Source organism: Streptomyces sp. cmx-4-9 (assembly GCF_046548835.1).
In the GTDB taxonomy this organism is placed as follows: domain Bacteria; phylum Actinomycetota; class Actinomycetes; order Streptomycetales; family Streptomycetaceae; genus Streptomyces.
The window spans coordinates 16,772-34,424 of the sequence record NZ_JAEBEE010000012.1 but is presented as its reverse complement, the minus strand read 5'-3'; the positions used below and the strand labels follow the sequence as shown (position 1 = coordinate 34,424).

General features: G+C 67.6%; 8 protein-coding genes and 1 pseudogene. 3 read left to right on the top strand and 6 right to left on the bottom strand.

The genetic code is table 11. The features are described from left to right. Positions 1-56: 56 nt before the first annotated feature. Both ACLJTM_RS31745 and ACLJTM_RS31740 read right to left on the bottom strand, forming a co-directional pair. Positions 57-182 carry a hypothetical protein gene (locus ACLJTM_RS31745; RefSeq protein WP_411107252.1) on the bottom strand — a complete coding sequence of 42 codons (126 nt, stop codon included), beginning with the start codon at positions 180-182 and terminating at the stop codon, positions 57-59. Positions 183-434: 252 nt separating this feature from the next. Next, positions 435-944, bottom strand: a pseudogene (locus ACLJTM_RS31740) (class I SAM-dependent methyltransferase). 436 nt (positions 945-1,380) lie between these two features. Between ACLJTM_RS31740 and ACLJTM_RS31735 the strand changes: the two are divergent. From ACLJTM_RS31735 to ACLJTM_RS31725, 3 genes are read left to right on the top strand one after another with little or no spacing between them, the layout of a single operon-like run. After that, positions 1,381-8,751: an SDR family NAD(P)-dependent oxidoreductase gene (locus ACLJTM_RS31735; RefSeq protein ID WP_411107251.1), complete on the top strand. Its 7,371-nt coding sequence runs from the start codon at positions 1,381-1,383 to the stop codon at positions 8,749-8,751. Beyond that, entirely contained in the window at positions 8,748-10,121 is a 1,374-nt protein-coding gene (locus ACLJTM_RS31730) for a hypothetical protein (RefSeq protein WP_411107250.1), read from the top strand. The genes ACLJTM_RS31735 and ACLJTM_RS31730 overlap by 4 nt, the downstream gene beginning before the upstream one ends. A gap of 18 nt (positions 10,122-10,139) precedes the next feature. Then, positions 10,140-11,249: a ferritin-like domain-containing protein gene (locus tag ACLJTM_RS31725; protein ID WP_411107249.1), complete on the top strand. Its 1,110-nt coding sequence runs from the start codon at positions 10,140-10,142 to the stop codon at positions 11,247-11,249. Between the two features lie 459 nt (positions 11,250-11,708). Here the strand turns inward: ACLJTM_RS31725 and ACLJTM_RS31720 are convergent, their stop codons facing one another. From ACLJTM_RS31720 to ACLJTM_RS31705, 4 genes are all read right to left on the bottom strand, one after another. Then, positions 11,709-12,701, bottom strand: a complete 993-nt coding sequence (locus tag ACLJTM_RS31720; protein ID WP_411107248.1) for a terpene synthase family protein — start codon at positions 12,699-12,701, stop codon at positions 11,709-11,711. A gap of 161 nt (positions 12,702-12,862) precedes the next feature. Next, on the bottom strand, positions 12,863-13,942 hold the full coding sequence (locus ACLJTM_RS31715; RefSeq protein ID WP_411107247.1) for a polyprenyl synthetase family protein: 1,080 nt from the start codon (positions 13,940-13,942) through the stop codon (positions 12,863-12,865). A gap of 310 nt (positions 13,943-14,252) precedes the next feature. Next, a complete protein-coding gene (locus tag ACLJTM_RS31710) occupies positions 14,253-15,722 on the bottom strand; it encodes a peptidoglycan D,D-transpeptidase FtsI family protein (RefSeq protein ID WP_411107246.1) in 1,470 nt (489 codons plus the stop codon). 51 nt (positions 15,723-15,773) lie between these two features. Then, complete coding sequence (locus ACLJTM_RS31705; RefSeq protein WP_411107245.1) at positions 15,774-17,396, bottom strand: penicillin-binding transpeptidase domain-containing protein; 1,623 nt, start codon at positions 17,394-17,396, stop codon at positions 15,774-15,776. Between the last annotated feature and the right edge of the window lie 257 nt (positions 17,397-17,653).

Sequence of the window (17,653 nt, the reverse complement as noted above, 5' to 3'; positions counted from 1 at the left end):
GCGAAGAACAGTCACCAGACTGCCACCGTCTGGTTGCCGGCCAATGAAGTGGCGACTTACCGATCGCGCTCCAGATTCGTCAGCCAGGCCGCACTCGTGCGCGCGCAGTCCGTCCGCAGGTTTTCCACGTCGAGCACTTCCAGGCCCGCGCGCTCGGCGAGCAGTGCACTGAGGCCGATCACGCTCGGGTTCCGGTCCGGATGCGCGTAGCGCAGCAGGAGACCGGCGCATCAGCATCTGTCCCGCACGACAGGGAGCACAGTTCATGGCTCAGTACCCGCCCACCGGGTGCCACCAGCCGGGCCAGAGCCGCGGCGTGCTCTCGCTCTCCGGAGCGCGACAGGTGGTGCGTCATCTCCATGCTGGCCACCGCGTCGAACGGTGCCCGTCCTGGACAGTCCGGTAGTCCTGCACGCGTACGTGAAGCCGGTCGGTCAGCCCTGCCTGCTCGGTCCCCTCAGTGGCGAGCCGAGCCTGGTTTCGGCGAGTGTCATGCCGACGCCGTTCACGCCATAGTGCTGCGCCGCGTGCAGCAGCAGGCTGCCCCAGCCGCAGCCGAGATCCAGCAGTCACATACCAGGACGCAGGTCGAGCTCGCGGCAGATCAGGTCGAGCTTGGCTTCCTGTGCCTCGTCGAGCCCGGAGTCCGGATGCTCACCGCCCTGGGGCCAGTAGGCGGTGGAGTAGACCATCGAAGGCCCGAGGACGAGCCGGTAGAACTCGTTGCCCACGTCGTAGTGGTGCCGGACGGCTCGGGCGCCTCGGCTGCGGCGGACCTCCGCGGCGGGCACCCGACCGAGCAATCCCAGCACCTGCCGGTCGACCCAGCCCCTGAGCGCCGCCAGCGCGGCGCCCGCGAGCTGCGGCCAGGACGCACCCAGGACATAGCCCAGCTGGCGGAGGACGCCGATCAGATCACCCTCGATGTCACTGTCGCCGGCCACGAACGCGCTGGTCGCGCCAACCTGGCCGGGGCGCCAGAGCACGCGTCGCAACGCTTGGGGGTTGCGCAGGACGAGGGCGGAGCCGGTGCCGGCGCCAGTTGTGCTGCCGTCCCACGCGCAGACGTCGAAGTCGAACAGGGCACCGATTGCGCGCTCCAAAAACGCACTCAAGCTGAGCGACACCAGTTGCCGGGGCACGGCTCATGATTCCTCCGAACTTGTCGATGAAGGGAACGGGACACTGCGGAATTCACTTCAGTGCCGTGGCACGGAAAGTCGATGGCCCGGCAGTATGATCTGATGCCCTTCTTTCGGACTCATCTCACACGGATGGATTACTTGCCGCGGCCGACCGGGTGATGCGTGTCAGGAGCGCCGCGTGACAGGCCGGAGACTGACGGGGAAGGTGCCACGACCAATACCCCTGGAGAACTCCATGACCAGAACGGCCGACACCGTGGCTGTCATCGGTACAGCGTGTCGACTGCCGGGCGGAGTTCGCGATCTCGATGGATTGTGGACCGCGCTGTCGAAGGGCGCGGATCTGGTTTCCGAGGTGCCTGCGGACCGGTTCGAAACTGCGGCCTTCCTGGATGGCGGTCGGCACAGGCCCGGCCGCACTTACACCGTCGCAGGTGGTTTTCTCCAGGACGTGCAGGGCTTCGACTGCGAATTCTTCCGGGGAATCTCCCCACGCGAAGCGCGGCATCTGGACCCGCAGCAGCGGCTGCTGCTGGAGATGGCGGTGGAGGCACTCGACGATGCGGGTGTCGACCCGGCGGAGTGTGCCGGTGGGGACGGCGCGGTGTTCGTGGGCTGTTCCAGTCATGACTTCGGGCAGCTCCACCAGAAGCGGCCGGCCGCGGGTGACGTGTACTCGATGTCGGGCGTGGCGGTCGGCAACACCGCGAACAGGATCTCTCACCTCTTGGACTGGCACGGCGAGAGTTTCGCGCTGGACACCGCCTGCGCCTCCGCGCTGACCGCCGTGCATCGGGCCTGTGAGCACCTGCGCACCGGGCGGACCGGTCTGGCCCTGGCCGGCGGGGTCAACATCATGTTCGACCCACGGGTCTTCGCCGGGTTCTCAACCGCCTCGATGCTGTCGCCGACGGGGCGTTGCCGAACCTTCTCGGCCGAGGCCGACGGTTACGTCCGCTCGGAGGGCGGCGGCCTGCTGCTGCTCAAGCGGTTGACGGATGCACTGAGAGACGGCGACCGGGTGCATGCGGTAATTCTCGACAGTGGGGCCAACAACGACGGCCGGACCTCTGGCATCGCGATGCCCAACCCGCGTGCTCAGCAACGTTTGCTGAGCGAATTGTATGACGGTGCGTCGGTCCACCCGGACCGCCTTGCATACCTGGAGGCTCACGGTACCGGGACGGCGGTGGGTGATCCGATCGAATGTGAGGCGATCGGCCGGGCGCTTGGTACCCGCCGGACGGTCGGCCCGCTGCCGGTCGGTTCGGTCAAGAGCAACCTCGGGCACCTGGAGGCCGCGTCCGGGGTTCCAGGTCTGCTGAAGGCGATCCTGGTGCTGCGGCACGGTGAGGTGCCGTCCACCCTGCACGCCGAAACACTCAACCCCCGCATTGACTTCACAGGGTTGGGCCTCATCCCGACCGTCCGGCCGCAGAAAGTGCACATCTCCGCCGACACCGTGGTCGGAGTGAACTCCTTCGGCTTCGGCGGAGCCAACGCCCACGTCATGCTCGGGCCGGCCCCGGCCGCCAAGCCGCAGCTGCAAGAACGGCCCGAGGGGCCGTTGCCTGTTACGGTCACCGCGAGTGGTCCGGTGGCGCTGGCCGAGGCCTGCGGGAGGCTGGCCGAACGGCTCGAAACGCTCAGCCAGGACAATTTCTACGCGCTGGCCCACACAACCACGCGGCGCCGCGCCCGGCACGAATACCGCACTGTGGTGCTGGCCGAAACCCCTCAGGAGGCAGTCGCCGCGCTGCACGGAGCGGCGCGAGGCGAGCGACCGGCTCCCGCCTCGGCGACCGCCCGGACGGTAGAACGTGGCAGGGTGGCGTTCACCTTCTCCGGCAACGGCTCCCAGTGGCCCGGTATGGGAGCCGAACTGCTGGCAGCCGAGCCGACGTTTCGCCGGGCCGTGGAAGCTGTTGCCCGGGAGCTCGACCCTCTGCTCGGCTGGTCACTCACCGAGGCCATGGCCACCGGGGACCCGGAGCGCCTGCGCTCCACCGTGGTTGCTCAGCCGCTGCTGTTCGCCTACCAGCTCGGGATGGTCGAGCTGCTCCGCGCGCAGGGAGTCAGGCCGCAGGCGGTGGTGGGACACAGCGTCGGAGAGATTGCGGCCGCGCACGTGGCCGGGGCACTGGATTTGGCGTCGGCTGCCCGGGTGGTGGCGGCGCGTAGCCGGGCCCAGGAAGCAACCGCGGGCACGGGGCGAATGGCAGCCATCGGGCTGTCGGAGCTCCAGCTGTCTGAGGAACTGGCCGGGTGCACGGATCTGCTTGCGCTGGCCGGGGTGAACAGCCGGTCCGACACCACGGTCGCCGGAGACGCGCGGGCGGTGGCCGAACTGACCGAGCGGCTCCAGGACCGCGGGGTGTTCGCTCGGCAGCTGGACCTTGATTACGCCTTCCACAGTGCCGCCATGGACCCAATCGAAGGCTCACTGCTGGCCCAGTTGCGCGGCCTTTCGTCAAAGGCGCCCCAGTTGACCGTGGCGTCCACCGTGACGGGCGGACTACTGCCGGCGGGAGAGCAGTTGGATGCCGAGTACTGGTGGCACAACGTCCGCCGCCCCGTCCAGTTCGCCCCGGCCGTCGAAGCTCTGGCGGCAGACGGATGCGATGTGTTTGTGGAGATCGGCCCGCATGCCGTACTCAGCCCGTACCTGCGCCGCCTCCTGGGGGGCGAGTCGCGTGCGGAGGTGGTACGGACCGGTTCCCGAAGGGCCGACGGTCCCGCAGCGGTCCACGGCGCGGTGGCCCATCTACTGGCCGCTGGTGTCACCGTCGACCCACTGGCCCACTTCCCTTGGCCAGTTCCCCCCATCGAGCTGCCCGCCTACCCCTGGCAGCGTGAACGGCACTGGATGGCACACCCCACCTGGTGGACCGGCATCAGCAGCGATGGTGTGACAATCCATCCACTGCTTGGCCAGCGCGCCGTCACCGCCGAACCGGCCTGGCACGGCGAGCTGAGTACGGTCCGGGCTCCGTGGCTGGCCGATCACCGCGTCGGCCGGACCGTAGTGCTGCCCGCGACCGGGTTCCTGGAGACCGCACTGGCCGCCGGGCGGGAGTTCCTCGACACCGACACTCTGGAGGTGACCGAACTCTCCGTCACCAGTGCGTGCGTGCTCCCGGGCGATGACAGCGTCGAGGACCTCTTGCTGCAGACCGGGGTGGAACCGCAGACAGGCGCGGTGACGATGGCCAGCCGAACGGCTGACGGGCCGTGGCAACCGCACGCCCGGGGCCGGGTGCGCCGCCTGCTTAGCCCGGCCCCTGTCGACTTGGACCTCACCACGGTCCGTGCCCGGCTCGGATCCGAGGAGTTGCCCGCGGCCGCACACTATCGAGGGCTGGCAGCCAGCGGCATCGAACATGGTCCGGCCTTCCAGGTGCTCACCGGGTTCCGGATCGGTGAGGGCGAATTGCTCGCCTCCTACCGCGCCGATCAGCCCTTGTCCGACTACCTCGCCCATCCTGTGGTCACCGACGGGGCGATGCAGGCCGGGGCACCGCTGCTGGCCAGCCTGGCGGACGGCGCGCTCTTCCTGCCCGCCCAGCTGGGGGCGGTCCGGCGCTGGCGCACACCTGACCCCGAAGGGCACCTGCATGTACGGATGGTCCAGGCGAGCAGCCGGGAGGCGATCTGGGACGTCACGGTGACCGACTCTAACGGCCGGGTCAGCATGGAACTGACCGGCTGCCGGCTCCGGCGCTTCGAGCATCGCGGCTTCGACGACGCCACGCTTCAGGAAATGGTGCTACGCGCTGCACCGCGCCCTGACGCGGCTCCGGTCCGGTTGCCGTCCCCGGCAGAGCTAATGGCCGAGACCGCTCCTGCGCGCGCCCGTCAGCGGAGCCTGATCGACGACCACTACGCCGAGGTGACCTCCAGGGGCCTACGTGCGAGCTCACTCTTCATGCTCGCAGCGGTTGCGGAATTGCTGCCTGGGGTGCTGGAGTTCAGCCTCAACGACCTGAGCACCGCCGGTATGCTTGCCAAGTACCGACCGTACCTGCGGCAGCTACTCGCCGGCGCGTGCGAGGCCGATCTTGCAGAACGGCTGCCTGGAGCAGAGCGTTGGCGCCTGCGCGTGGACCCGGCGGCCGCACCCGACCCGCTGGAGCATGTCCGCTGCCTGTTCACGGACCTGCCCGACTCGGTGACCCTCACGCTCACCGGACTGCGCTGCGGACTTCAGCTGGCCGCACTCCTGCGCGGTGAGGCCGACCCCCGGCAGCTGATCTTCGGTGAGGCCGACCAGCACCTGATCGCACAGTTGTACAGCGATGCCCCGCACCTGCGCCTGCACAATCAGCACGCAGCCGAACTGCTGACGGCCGTCGTGCGGCACTGGGCGCCGGACCGCCCGCTGCGAATCCTCGAGGTCGGGGCCGGCACCGGTGGGATGACGGGCAGTCTGCTTCCGGTCCTACCCCCGGAGCGGACGCGTTACGTGTTCACCGACCGCTCCTCGGTCTTCCTGGCCGGAGCCAAGGCCCGGTTCGCACCGTACGACTTCGTCGAATACCGCACCCTCGACCTGGACCGGCCGTTGGCCGAACAGGGCTTCGCGCCCGGTCAGTTCGATTTGGTAGTCGCGGCCAACGCCCTGCACACCGCGAAGGACCTGACCGTATCGGTCGGTGAACTGGCAGGGTTGCTGGCCGACGGTGGCTTCCTGCTCGCCCTGGAGAGCCACGACCGGGCCTGGGTGGCAAGCTTCTTCGGAATCCTGGACGACTACTGGGACTTCACCGACATCGAGCTGCGTCAGGACTCCCCCCTGCTGGAGCGGGAGCAGTGGAAGATGCTGCTCGCGGCGAACGGCTTCGATGCCGTGGCCTGTACCGGAGAGCATCCGGATCCCGAGCGCCCCAGCGACTCGGTGATCCTGGCCCGCCGGAGCCCGGCAGCGCAGGAAGCCGCCTCCGCCGACGTCACCACGCCTGAGCAGTGGCTGATCGCCGCAGACGGGACGCATCCCCTGGCAGACCAGCTCGCATCCCGGCTCGGCGGACGTCGGCTGCCGCTCGACGGCCAGGGTTGGAGCCCGCTGCTCCCGGCCGATCCGGCCGTTCCGGTTCGGATCGCAGTCCTGCTCGACCCGGAAACATCCGGCTCGGACCCGGCCGGGGTGATCGCCCGCGGGGCTCAGCAACTGCGCGATCTGGTGGGCGCACTCACCGTAAGTCAGGACGCCATGCTCTGGCTGGTGACACCTCCGACAGGACTGTTCCCGGCGCCGGAGCAGCCACAGTCCCCGGAGGGCGCGGCGCTGTGGGCCCTGGGCCGCACCATCGCCAGTGAGCAGGTCCGGCTGGGAGTCCGGCTCGTCTCGCTTGAGCGCTCGGACCAAGAAGAGCGCGACGTCGAGCGGCTGACCAGTGAACTGCTCGACCCGGGCGCGGAACAGGAGATCGTGCTCACCCAGGCCGGGCGGTTCGTGCCGCGGCTCGTCGACGCTGCGGCGCCGTCCCGGCGGCAGTCGGACGGTTATCGCCTCTCGCTCCGCGACCCGGGCATGGCGCACCGGCTGGTCTGGGAGCCCCAGCAGTCGAGCGGCACCCCCGGCCCGGGCGAGGTGCTCGTCGCTGTCCGGGCTGCTGCTCTGAACTACCGTGATGTCATGCTGGCCACCGGACTTATTCCCGACGACCACCCGGTACCGGGACTGGAGGGCCCGGCACTGGGCCTGGAGGGTGCGGGCGAAGTGCTCGCGGTCGGCACCGGTGTGACCGGACTGGCCCCGGGTGACCGCGTTTTTGGTTCGGGCCTCGGATGGCTCTCCTCCCACGTCCTGGCGAAGACCGGACAGCTGGGCCATATTCCGGACAGGATGACGTTTGCCCAGGCTGCCACCCTGCCCGCGGTGTTCCTCACCGTCCAGTACGGGCTGGAGCACCATGCCCGGCTCGCCGCCGGCGAACGGGTGCTGGTCCACGGAGCGGCGGGCGGGGTGGGACTGGCAGCTCTGCAGTACGCGCGCGGCGTGGGAGCGGAAGTGGTGGCGACTGCCGGCACCCCGGCCAAGAGGGACCTGCTACGCCTGATGGGCGTGCGGCACGTACTGGACTCCCGCAGCCTGGACTTCGCCGAGCGAGTCCACAGCCTGACCGGCGGCCAAGGTGTCGACGTGGTACTGAACTCACTCAGCGGCGAGGCCATCACGCGGGGGTTGGAGTGTCTGCGCCCGGGGGGCCGATTCATCGAGCTCGGCAAGCGTGACCTGTATGCCAACACGCCGTTGCTGCTCGGCCCCTTCCGGCGGAACCTCGCCTACTTCGGCGTGGATGTGGCCACATTGCCGGAACAATTGCCCACGGTCGCCGCCGAGCAGTTCGCCGAGCTCTGCCACCGGGTCACCACCGGACGCTACCGGCCTTTGCCACACGTGGTGTACCCGGCCGCCCGGGTCGCCGAGGCTTTCCGCTCCCTGCGCCACTCCAAGCATTTGGGCAAGATCGTCATCAGTCTCGACGAGCCCGTGACGGTGGAGCGGCCCATCTCACCGATCGCCCTCGACGGGACCGGGAGCTATCTGGTGACCGGCGGCCTCGGCGGGCTCGGGGCAGCGCTGTCCGAGCTGCTGATCCACCACGGCGCACGGCACCTGGTCCTGGTGGGTCGCCGGGGTACGGACTCTCCCGAGGCGCCAGCACTGCTGGCCCGGCTGGCGGAGGCCGGTGCACGGGTGGACGCGGTAGCCGCTGATGTAGGCGACCGGGAGGCAATGCGACGGATTTTCGCGGATGCCGAGGCGGCCGGGCACCCGGTGCGCGGGGTGCTCCACGCGGCCATGGTGCTTGACGACGCGCCGCTGGCGGAACTGACGGCCGACCGCATCGAGGCAGTGCTGCATCCGAAGGTGCGCGGGGCGGCCGTACTGTCCGAACTCACTCGGGACCAGGAACTGGACTTCTTCCTGCACTGTTCGTCGGCGACCACCTTGGTCGGCAATCAGTTGCAGGGCGCGTATGTCGCCGCCAACGCCTATCTGGAGGCGGTAGCGCGTCGTCGTCGAGCCGAGGGCTCGTCCGTTGCCGCGTTGGCGTTGGGCGGTGTCGGTGAGACCGGCTACGTGGTGCGTACGGGGCTGTCGGAAACGCTGGGTCGGCTGGGGCTCGGCTCGATTACTCCTGGTGAGATCTGGCGGGCCTTCGAGACGACTCTGGCAGGCGGTCCGGCTGTCGGGGTGTTCGGCAGGTTTGACTGGGAGCGGATGGGGCAGCTGCTGGCAGGCCTGAACCGGCCCGCGTTCGCAGCCTCCCGCCAGATGTCCGGCCAAGGTGGCGCGAGCCGTACCCAGGAGCTACGGACCCGTCTCGCGACCTTGTCCGACGATGAGGCGGCGGCAGTTCTCTCCGAGGAACTGGCGGGGCTGGTCGCCCGGGTACTGCAGACCGATCCCGAGCGGGTTGAACGCACATGCAAGCTGGATGCGCTGGGTCTTGACTCACTGATGGTGGTGGAGCTTTCGGTAGGGGTCAATCAGCTGCTCGGGTGCGACATCCCCGCACTGGAACTGATCGCGGCGAACAGCCTGAATGACCTGGCCCGTCGCATCCGCCCCGTCGTCGCCGCCGGAGGCTCCCGATGACCGTGCTCTCAAACCGTCCCGCGCCACAGCTGGACCGGCTGCCTTGGTGGCGGCCTCTCGTGGTGCAATTCGCCGGACAAGTACACCCGAACGACACGGTGCTGGCCGCATTCGTCACGCAGTTGACCGCTGGCTTCGAGGAACAGGGTCACACCGTCGTCGAATCGTCCCAGGGCGACGTGGACCTCCTGCTGATCAGCACACACATCCCGCCCGGGCCCGCGCCGCTGAGCGAGCGGGTGCCAGAGCAGCGTCCGCCGCTCAGCGCTCAGGTGCGGGGGGAACTCGGACTGCGGGTCGGATCGCGTCAGACGGTGGTGCTGGCCGAGGTGACGGAACAGCTCGGTGACCTGCCGCATGGCGAGGTCGTGGAGATCGGCCGGACCGTCATGGGCCGCACGGCGGCGCCTCGAGTAGTCCTGGTTAACCGAAACGCCCGTGAAGCGACGCTGTGCACACTGGAGGGTGGCCACCCGACCGAGACCGCTGAACTAGCCGATCGGATCCGAGACCGACTGGTAGCCTCCGCCTGCGCCAGGGATGTGGGCGACCGGTACGACATCGTGTCCGACGGGCTCTCCGCGGCCGCCTGGGCGGCAACCTCGGCGCCAGGCAACCTGGCCGATGCGGGACGGCGGATGGGTGAGCTCGGCCTTCTGCCTGAGCCGACCCGAGTCGACCGATACGTTTCCGAGGACCTCGCATCCCTCTACCGCGAGTTCCTGGGCTGGAAGCGACTCAGTGAGGGCATGCTCTTCCTCTACGACCCGGACCTGGACGCGGTGGTGGTCACCGCTTCCGGCAGCTGGGATGTGGACAAGCGGGCACTACAACGGGATGAGGTCACCGTTCTGGCAGGCGCGCCAGTGGGCGGCCGACTCCAGGTGCTCGCGCCGGAGAGGCTGAACCCCAAGGGGCCCTCAGTGGAAGCGTGGGAGGTATGCGCGCTGCTGACGGCCGCTCCAAAAGTGCGGGTAAGCAAGACTGCTGCCGGCGTCTGGGTACCCGACCCCGACGGTGATCGCGAAGTTCCGGCCATCAGGGGCGGGGTGCACGCTCACGTCGGCGTGAAGGGGGCCGACCCGGCCGTGATCGAGAGCGTCGCCCCCAACCGAGAGCTCTATCCGTACGGCTTCGGTTGCGGCACGGACCTGATGGCCGATGTCGCTACCGACACCGTGGCCAGGTCACGGGCTGTCAACGACCCTGCGGACGAACGTCGTTACGTCCGCTGGCCAATGCTTTACCACGGCGAGATGGCGGTGGAGCTGTGGAAGCCCGGACTCCCGGACCAACCGCTCCAGGGGTTGCTGGATGCCTACCGTAACTCTGTCGACTACACCCCCGACCACGTCGACCAACCGCTCTGACCGATGGCAGGAGAGCCGATGGAGACTCCCGCACCCCGGCCCGCGCCCGTCCCGGACACGGGTCGGTGGACGGTGCCCGCCGGTGGTGACAGCACTTTCGACTGGGAATACGACGGCGGACGAGAGCGACTGCTCGCGCTGTACCAGCGTGGGAAGGACCGCCAGTGGGACGCGGTACGCCGGATCGACTGGGGACTGGAAGTGGATCCGGCCGACCCCCTGGGGACTCCCGACGAAGTGCTGCCACTACACGGCACCAAGCACTGGGACCGCCTCGGCCCAGCGGATCGGCAGGAGCTGCGCACCCACTACGCCGCTTGGCAGTTCAGCCAGTTCCTGCATGGGGAACAGGGCGCGATGGTCTGCTCGGCCCGGATCGTACAGAGCGCACCGGACCTGGACGCGAAGTTCTACGCCGCCACCCAGACCATGGACGAGGCGCGACACGTCGAGATCTTCTCCCGATTCCTGACCGAGAAGCTCACCATGAGCTACCCGGTCAACGACAGCCTACGCTCGCTCCTCGACGACACCCTGCGAGACTCCCGCTGGGACCTGCCCTACTTGGGCATGCAAGTGCTGATCGAGGGGTTGGCTCTGGCTGCCTTCGGGCTGCTCCGCGACACCACCACCAAGCCCCTGCCACGCCTTCTGCTCGCCTACGTGATGCAGGACGAAGCCCGGCATGTGGCCTTCGGCCGGATGGCACTGCGCGACTACTACCGCCAGTTGAGCTCGACCGAACTCGCCGAGCGTGAGGAATTCGTGATCGAGGGCTGCCGACTGATGCGCGGCCGGCTGCGCGGCACCGAGGTACTGGAAAACTTTGGGGTACCGCGCGCCGCGGCAGCTCGCATCGCCGAAGAGGGTAGCTACCTGCGACTATTTCGGCGCACACTGTTCTCCCGGATCGCCCCGTGCGTCAAGGACATCGGACTGTGGAGTCCGGAAGTGCAGGAGACATTTGTCGACCTCTGCGACGGAGCTGCCCCGGCAACGGAGCTGGACGTATTGCTGCGCCAGGACAACGAGGTCGCCGAGCGGCTGGATGCCGAGCGTTTCGCTTCCGAGGAGCGGGCCAGGGCCGAGGAGGTCAGCGCGATGATCACGCTCGGTGGCGCGCCGTGAGCTCCGCTTCAACCCCGGCCCACGATGCAGGGTGCCGCTCGTGGAGATCTTTCAATGGTCGCGGCGTTCAGGGCTGGTGAGCACCAACCGCCGCCAGGCCAGCAACCTGGCCGAGACGTCTGGCAGGTGCTTTATTAGTACATGCACTTTTGCGGTTGAGACTGCCGCCGCGCCCTTATGGCTGCTGCCTAACTTTCGGCCGCCGCACCGCCCGTCTTGATCGTCTCCGGCACTGTGCGTTCTGTGCCGAGCGTTCTGTGCCGAGTGTGGCTTGACCTCTTGTCTCGTCTCGTCGTGTCGCCGGCTACGGACGCAGCCCTCCGTCTTGGTCTGGCGTGACTCGACCGACCGCCTGGCCCCCAGACCCAGGTTGACCGCCGTGCCAGCCTTCTCTCCACGGACAGACTCGGTCTCTCAGATCCGCTTGGCCAGGGCCACGAGGATGACCGTGTGTGGGTTCTACGCGGCCAGTTGCTCCCACCACCAGGCGAGAGAGGGGGCGATGGGGTTGTGGTTGGTGACTGGGTCGTCGGAGGCGTAACTGATGTCGAAGGTGATGGCGTGAGGGTGTTGGCCGTCGGGGTCGTGGTAGCGGCTGGAGGTGGAATGGTGCTGAGCGGTTCCAGCGATCACGTAGTCGATGGCGTGTAGAAGGGAAGCCAGGGCAGGCGAGGCAGTTGGACGTAGCTGGTCCTTTAGGCGGCACCAAAGCCACATTGATCGGTTGCGGAAGTCTGCAACTGTGGCGAATGCCTGAGTGATGGAGGAACCCCTGCTCTCCAGGAATCGCACGAGATTGGCAGATTGCCATTCTCCACCGCTAGCGTTACCACCTTCGGCAAGGAATCTTTCCTTCCCGTAGGAAAACATCTCGTTGTCGCAGGCTGCGACCAGCATCGCGGCCTGACCTGCTGCCACGACCTTCGGATGGTGCCACTCGTGGGCGGGAACCGGCTCAGGGCAGAGAACATTGATGCACTCCAGCATGAACAGGGCGGCGATGCTGCCCAGGCGCATAACCAGAAAGTTGCTCAGATCGCGAGAGTTACGATTCTTGTCGTCGGCCAAGACCGCCATGAGCCAGTTCCCGAGACCGGCGGTGTAGCGGGCGGCCTGGGCCGGCGTGGACATCTCATGCACACGCCGGGTCAGGTCATGCAGGGCGCACAATAGTGGCGAATCAATCGTTTCTCGCCTAAAACTGCGATGCTGGCCGATGACGAGTGACATCTGGCCGACGAACTGCCCGAGAAAGGGCTCGGTGGCATCGCCGACCTCCAAGCGCTGGTCGTCCACGAATGCGTAGAAGCTCCACAGGTCGGTCATCCACTGCACGCGTTCGGTGGGCTGGTCAGGGAACCAATGCCCAGCCAGGTCGGCGGACATCATGTGGGCGATAGCGCGCTCGTCGGCCGGGGTGGAGCAGAAACCATAGGAGCTCATCCAAGCCATGGTCCGCTCCTGCATCAACTCGGTCTCCGGGTGGCAGCGGGGCAAGACGGGCCGGTAAAGAGTCGGAATCACATAGTGCGACACAGGAGACTCCCATGGTGAGGAACCAGGTAGGCACCGATGCCGTGGAGGCCGGTGCCCCGCTGTCACGCCTGTGATTGTCACAGGGTGCGCGTGGTTGCGGCGTGTGCAAAGTGCCGAAGCCAAGCATTCCCGTGGGGACGGAAGGTGGGGGTGGTGAGCGCGCGCAGGGCCTGTCTGCGCTTGGCATCAATGAGATGTTCTATCGCCGCTGGAGCGCCTGTTGCGGTGATCAAATCACGGACCTCCGCAGCCTGGATATCCGTGACTTGCAGGTTTCCTAGACGATCGCGCAAGACGCGTTTTTGTGCAGCTGATGCGCACCGTAGGGCTGTGGAGACGAGGACAGTTCGTTTGCCCTCGCGTAGGTCATCCAAAATTGGCTTGCCGGTCTGCTCTGGGTGGCCATACATGCCGAGGAGGTCGTCACGTAGCTGAAACGCCTCCCCAAGCGGGATCGCGTACGCAGAGAGGACCCGCAGTTGCTCTCGGGTGGCTCCGGCAAGAGTGGCGCCCAAAACGAGGGGAGTCTCGATGGTGTATTTGGCGGTCTTGTAGCGGACTATGCGCCAGGCACTCTCCACATCTGAGTCTGGCTTCCCTGCGGCCACCAGGTCTAGATACTGGCCGACGAGCGTGTCGGTTCGCATGCTACTCAACAACGGCCAGACAGATTCCAGTTGGCGGCGGCTGTCCTCAGTGGTGTGCAACAGCTCGTAGGACCAGCCCAATGCGAGGTCGCCGAGGAGGATTGCAGCATTGATGCCGAGGTCCTCGGCATTGGAGCGTTCCGCGTGGTGGGCGGCGAGGGCGCGGTGGGCGGTGGGTCGGCCACGTCGAGTGTCGGAGTGATCCATGACGTCATCGTGGATGAGGCAGAAGGCGTGGAAGAGTTCGAGTGATGCCGCAGTCCCCCACAATACGGGGGGCGGGGGCAGGTCAGTGATGGCCTGCCAACCAGCCACACACAGCTGGGGGCGGATGCGCTTACCACCCGCCTCCAGGAAATCGCGGAGCAGCCCTGTGAAGAGGGCGAGTTCCGGCAGCCGTGCAAGGGTTGCTTGCTCTCGCTCGTCAAGGAAGCCGCGCAGCAGAGTCTCAACCGTGTCCCGGACGACGGCGGGATCCAGCGGAGAACCAGGCGCAGCTGCTGCGGTCATGGCGCGCGACCTCCCTCACAGCGTCAGTCAGTGCATGGTTCCCGATGAGAGTGACTCTGCTCTGATATCGCTACGCTCACACCGGCGTGCAGCCTTCCAGAAGGGTTACGCCGGAGTGAAATGGACAGCCTGATGCACAACAGGTACACACTCCCGGGTTTGAAAACGCCTCCTCGAGCATGACCGGCACGGTCCGGCGGGAAGCCCCGGTTCACAGCGGCCGTAGTAGGAACACGCGGCGAGACGAGCGCGAATGCGGTATCCGGCTCCGGCTGCCACCCCGTCCAAGATGACCTTGCACGCGTCCGGATCATTTCAGCACGGCGTTCATGACTGCTTTGGCGATGGGTGCGCCGAGTCGGCCGCCGCCGATGTCGGAGCGTGAGATGTTCATGTCCTTGGGGTCGATGAACACGGCTACGGCGACGGGGGAGGTTCCGTCGCTCTGTTTGGCGTAGGAGACGAACCAGGCGTAGGGGCGCTCGTCGCGTACGTCGTTGCCGTGTTGGGCGGTGCCGGGTTTCGCTCCGATGGTCACCCCGGGTATTTGTGCTCCGTCGGCGGTGCCCTCGCGGACGGTGTGTTCCATCATGGCCTGCACCTTCTTCGCGGTGCGTTCGGAGACGGCCTGGCCGTGCGCCTCGGGATCGGTCTTCTCGATGACGGACAGGTCGGGTGCCTGGATCTGTTCGATGAGGTAGGGCTTCATCACGGTGCCGTTGTTGGCGATGCCGGCGGCGACCATGGCCATCTGCATGGGGGTGCTGGTGAGGCTTCCCTGGCCCATGCCGGTGAGTGCGGTCTGGGGCCTGTCGAGCTGGTCGGGGTAGGTTGCGGCGGAGGTGCGGACGGGCAGGAAGTGCTCCTGGTTGAAGCCGAACTTCTCGGCGGTCTCGCGCATCTTGCCGGCGCCGGTTTTCAGGGCTGCGTCCAGGAAGACATTGTTGCAGGACCACTGCATGGCCGTCTTCATCGAGACCTTGTCGCACTGGGCGTCGGGCACGACGTTGCCGATCTTCGTCGAGCTGTCGGGCAGCTGGTAGGGGGCGGGGATGCCGGTGGGGGTGTCGATGTCGGTGACCGTGCCGTGTTCCAGGGCTGCGGCTGCGGTGAGGATCTTGAAGGTGGAGCCGGGCGGGTAGGCCTCGCGGATCGCCCGGTTGGACAGCGGCTTGTCCTTGTCCTCGTCGAGGCGGGTGAATTCCTCGCCCTCCTTGCGGGAGTTTCCGGCGAAGACGGACGGGTCGTAGGAGGGGGTGCTGGCCATGGCGAGGATCTTCCCGCTGCGGGGATCGAGAGCGACGACCGCGCCCTTCGCGCCGAGGTCGGTGAGCCCCATGTAGGCGGCTTTCTGTGCGTCGGGGTCGATGGTGGTGACGATGTCCCCGCCGGCGGTCTCCTTCCCGATCAGGGCGTCGAAGGCGTTGTCGTGTAGGCGCAGGTCGGTGCCGGCAAGTACGTCGCGGTGGACGCCTTCGAGCATGGTGGCGCCTTGGGCCTGGGAGAGGTAGCCGGTGATCGGCGCGTACATCGGTCCGTCGGTGTAGGCGCGCTTGTACAGCAGGTCGGAGCCGGGTGTCGCTATCGATGTGGTGATGGGGCGTCCGCCGACGATGATGTCCCCGCGTGGGCGGCTGAACGCGTCGATCAGATTCCTGCGGTTGTTCGGGTCTTTGGCCAGGCTCTCGCCGGACACGGCGTGGATCCAGGTCGCCCGGGCGAGCAGGGCGAAGAACAGCACCCCGAAGAAGACGGCAGTGTGTCGGAGGGTCTTGTTCATGTTCTCTCTCGAAGGGGTCCGACTCGCGGACGCGGGCATGGCCGGGTTCGGTCAGGAAGGGTCGTGCGGGAGGGCTTCGAGGAGGTGGCGTACGACGGGCACCGCGGAAGATCCGCCGGTGATGCCGCCTTCTACGACGACGGCGACGGCGACGTTGCCGCGGGTGGCGACGACCCAGCCGTTGTTCGGGGCGCTCTCGCTGACCTCGGCGGTGCCGGTCTTCGCGCCGACGTTCCCGGGCAGGCCGGCCAAGCCGCGCGCGGTGCCATCGGTGACCGTGGCCCGCATCAGGGCGCGCAGCTGGCTGACGACCTCCCCGGGCAGCGCGCTGGTGGTGGTCCTGTCCTCGCCGTCGGAGGTGATGGTGGGCTGGTGGAAAGAGCCGGATACGGCGGTCGCGGCGACGGAAGCCATGGTCAGCGGATTGCCCAGCACGCGCCCCTGGCCGATCATCGAGGCAGCCTTCTCGGTCTGGTCCCCAGGGGTGGGTACGGAACCGTCGAAGGTGGGAAGGCCCACGTTCCACTTCTGCCCGATGCCGAAGTACTTCCCGGCGACCTCCCCGAGCTCGCTGTCGCCGACTTTGCCGCGCAGGCTGATGAACCCGGTGTTGCAGGACTCGGTGAAGTTCTTGGTGAACGTCGCACCGGGGAACTCGGAAGTCTCCACGTTGTGGAACTGCTTGCCGACCGTCAGGTACTTGGGACAGTCAACGATGTCACCCGGCTTCACTGCGCCGCCCAGGAACAGCGCGCCGGTGGTGACGATCTTCCACGTCGAGCCAGGGGCGTACGTACCCGAGAGAGCTCGGTTGAATCCGGCGGCCGGTGAGTTCGCCACGGCCAGGATCTCGCCGTTGTCGATGCGCAGCGCCACCAGTGCCGCGTCCTTGCCGTCGGCCTTCGCGGCAAGCGCCTGGTCGGCAGCCGCCTGCCACTTCGCGTCGAGCGTGCTGCGGATGCTCTGTCCAGCCGCAGCGCCCTCTTCCTTGCCGAACCGGACTTCGGTGCCGGTGACTTCCTCACTGGCCCGGTCGATCCGCTCGATGACGCCGCGCGGGCCTGCCCCGGCCCGCTGTGCGATTTGATCGATAACCGGCTTCAGGGAAGGGTTGGCGTCCGCGGACAGGCGCGCACCGTTTCGGTCGGTGACCGGGGGGATAGCCGTGTCCTGGCGCTGCAGGCGGAACTTCTCGGTGCTGCTTAGGTGCGGATGAACCAGTGACAGGTCCCAGGCCACCTTCCAGGCCCCGTCCTTCTGGCGGCGCACGGGTATCTGGGAGTCGTAGGACCAGGTCCCCAGGCCGGCGACCGGCATCTTCGCGGAGAACGCGACGGTGACGGTGCCGTCCTTCGCTGCACTCGCCGCGCCGGCCGTCAGGGCTGGTGCGGCGATGTCGAGCCCCGCGGTGAAGTTCCGCAACGTCGTCTGCGCCTGATCGGGACTGGTGGTGCGAGCCCCCGCGCTCTCGGTACGGCCGCCCGCCCAGTCCGCCAAAAACGCCTCCGCCTGCGCCACGGCCTTGGGGGATATGACGGGTTGGCGTGAGGTGAACGGCCACCATTGCCCGGCGTATGCGCCGCCTGCCGCGACGGCAGCGGCCGCTGCAATGGCGGTACACATAAGGCGCCAACGTCGGCGCCGGGCGGGGACAGGGCGTTCCGAGTCAGGCATCAAAGGGTCCTTCCGTTGTTCTGCTGGACTGCTTCACGACTGGGGCGGTGCGTGTCTTGGACAGGAGCCTGCTCACGCCCCGGACGGCCGTCCCGCGGGGATGCAAACCGCGCCGCGGGATCGGGGGCGGGCCGGGGCGGCCACACCCCAGGGAATCCGCAGCGCGGACGCAGACGCCGGGGACCGTCGGCGTCACGCAGGCGATCTACCCGCGCCCCGTGCTCCGCCGCAGGCAACTCCCCCCTGGGCTCAGTGCG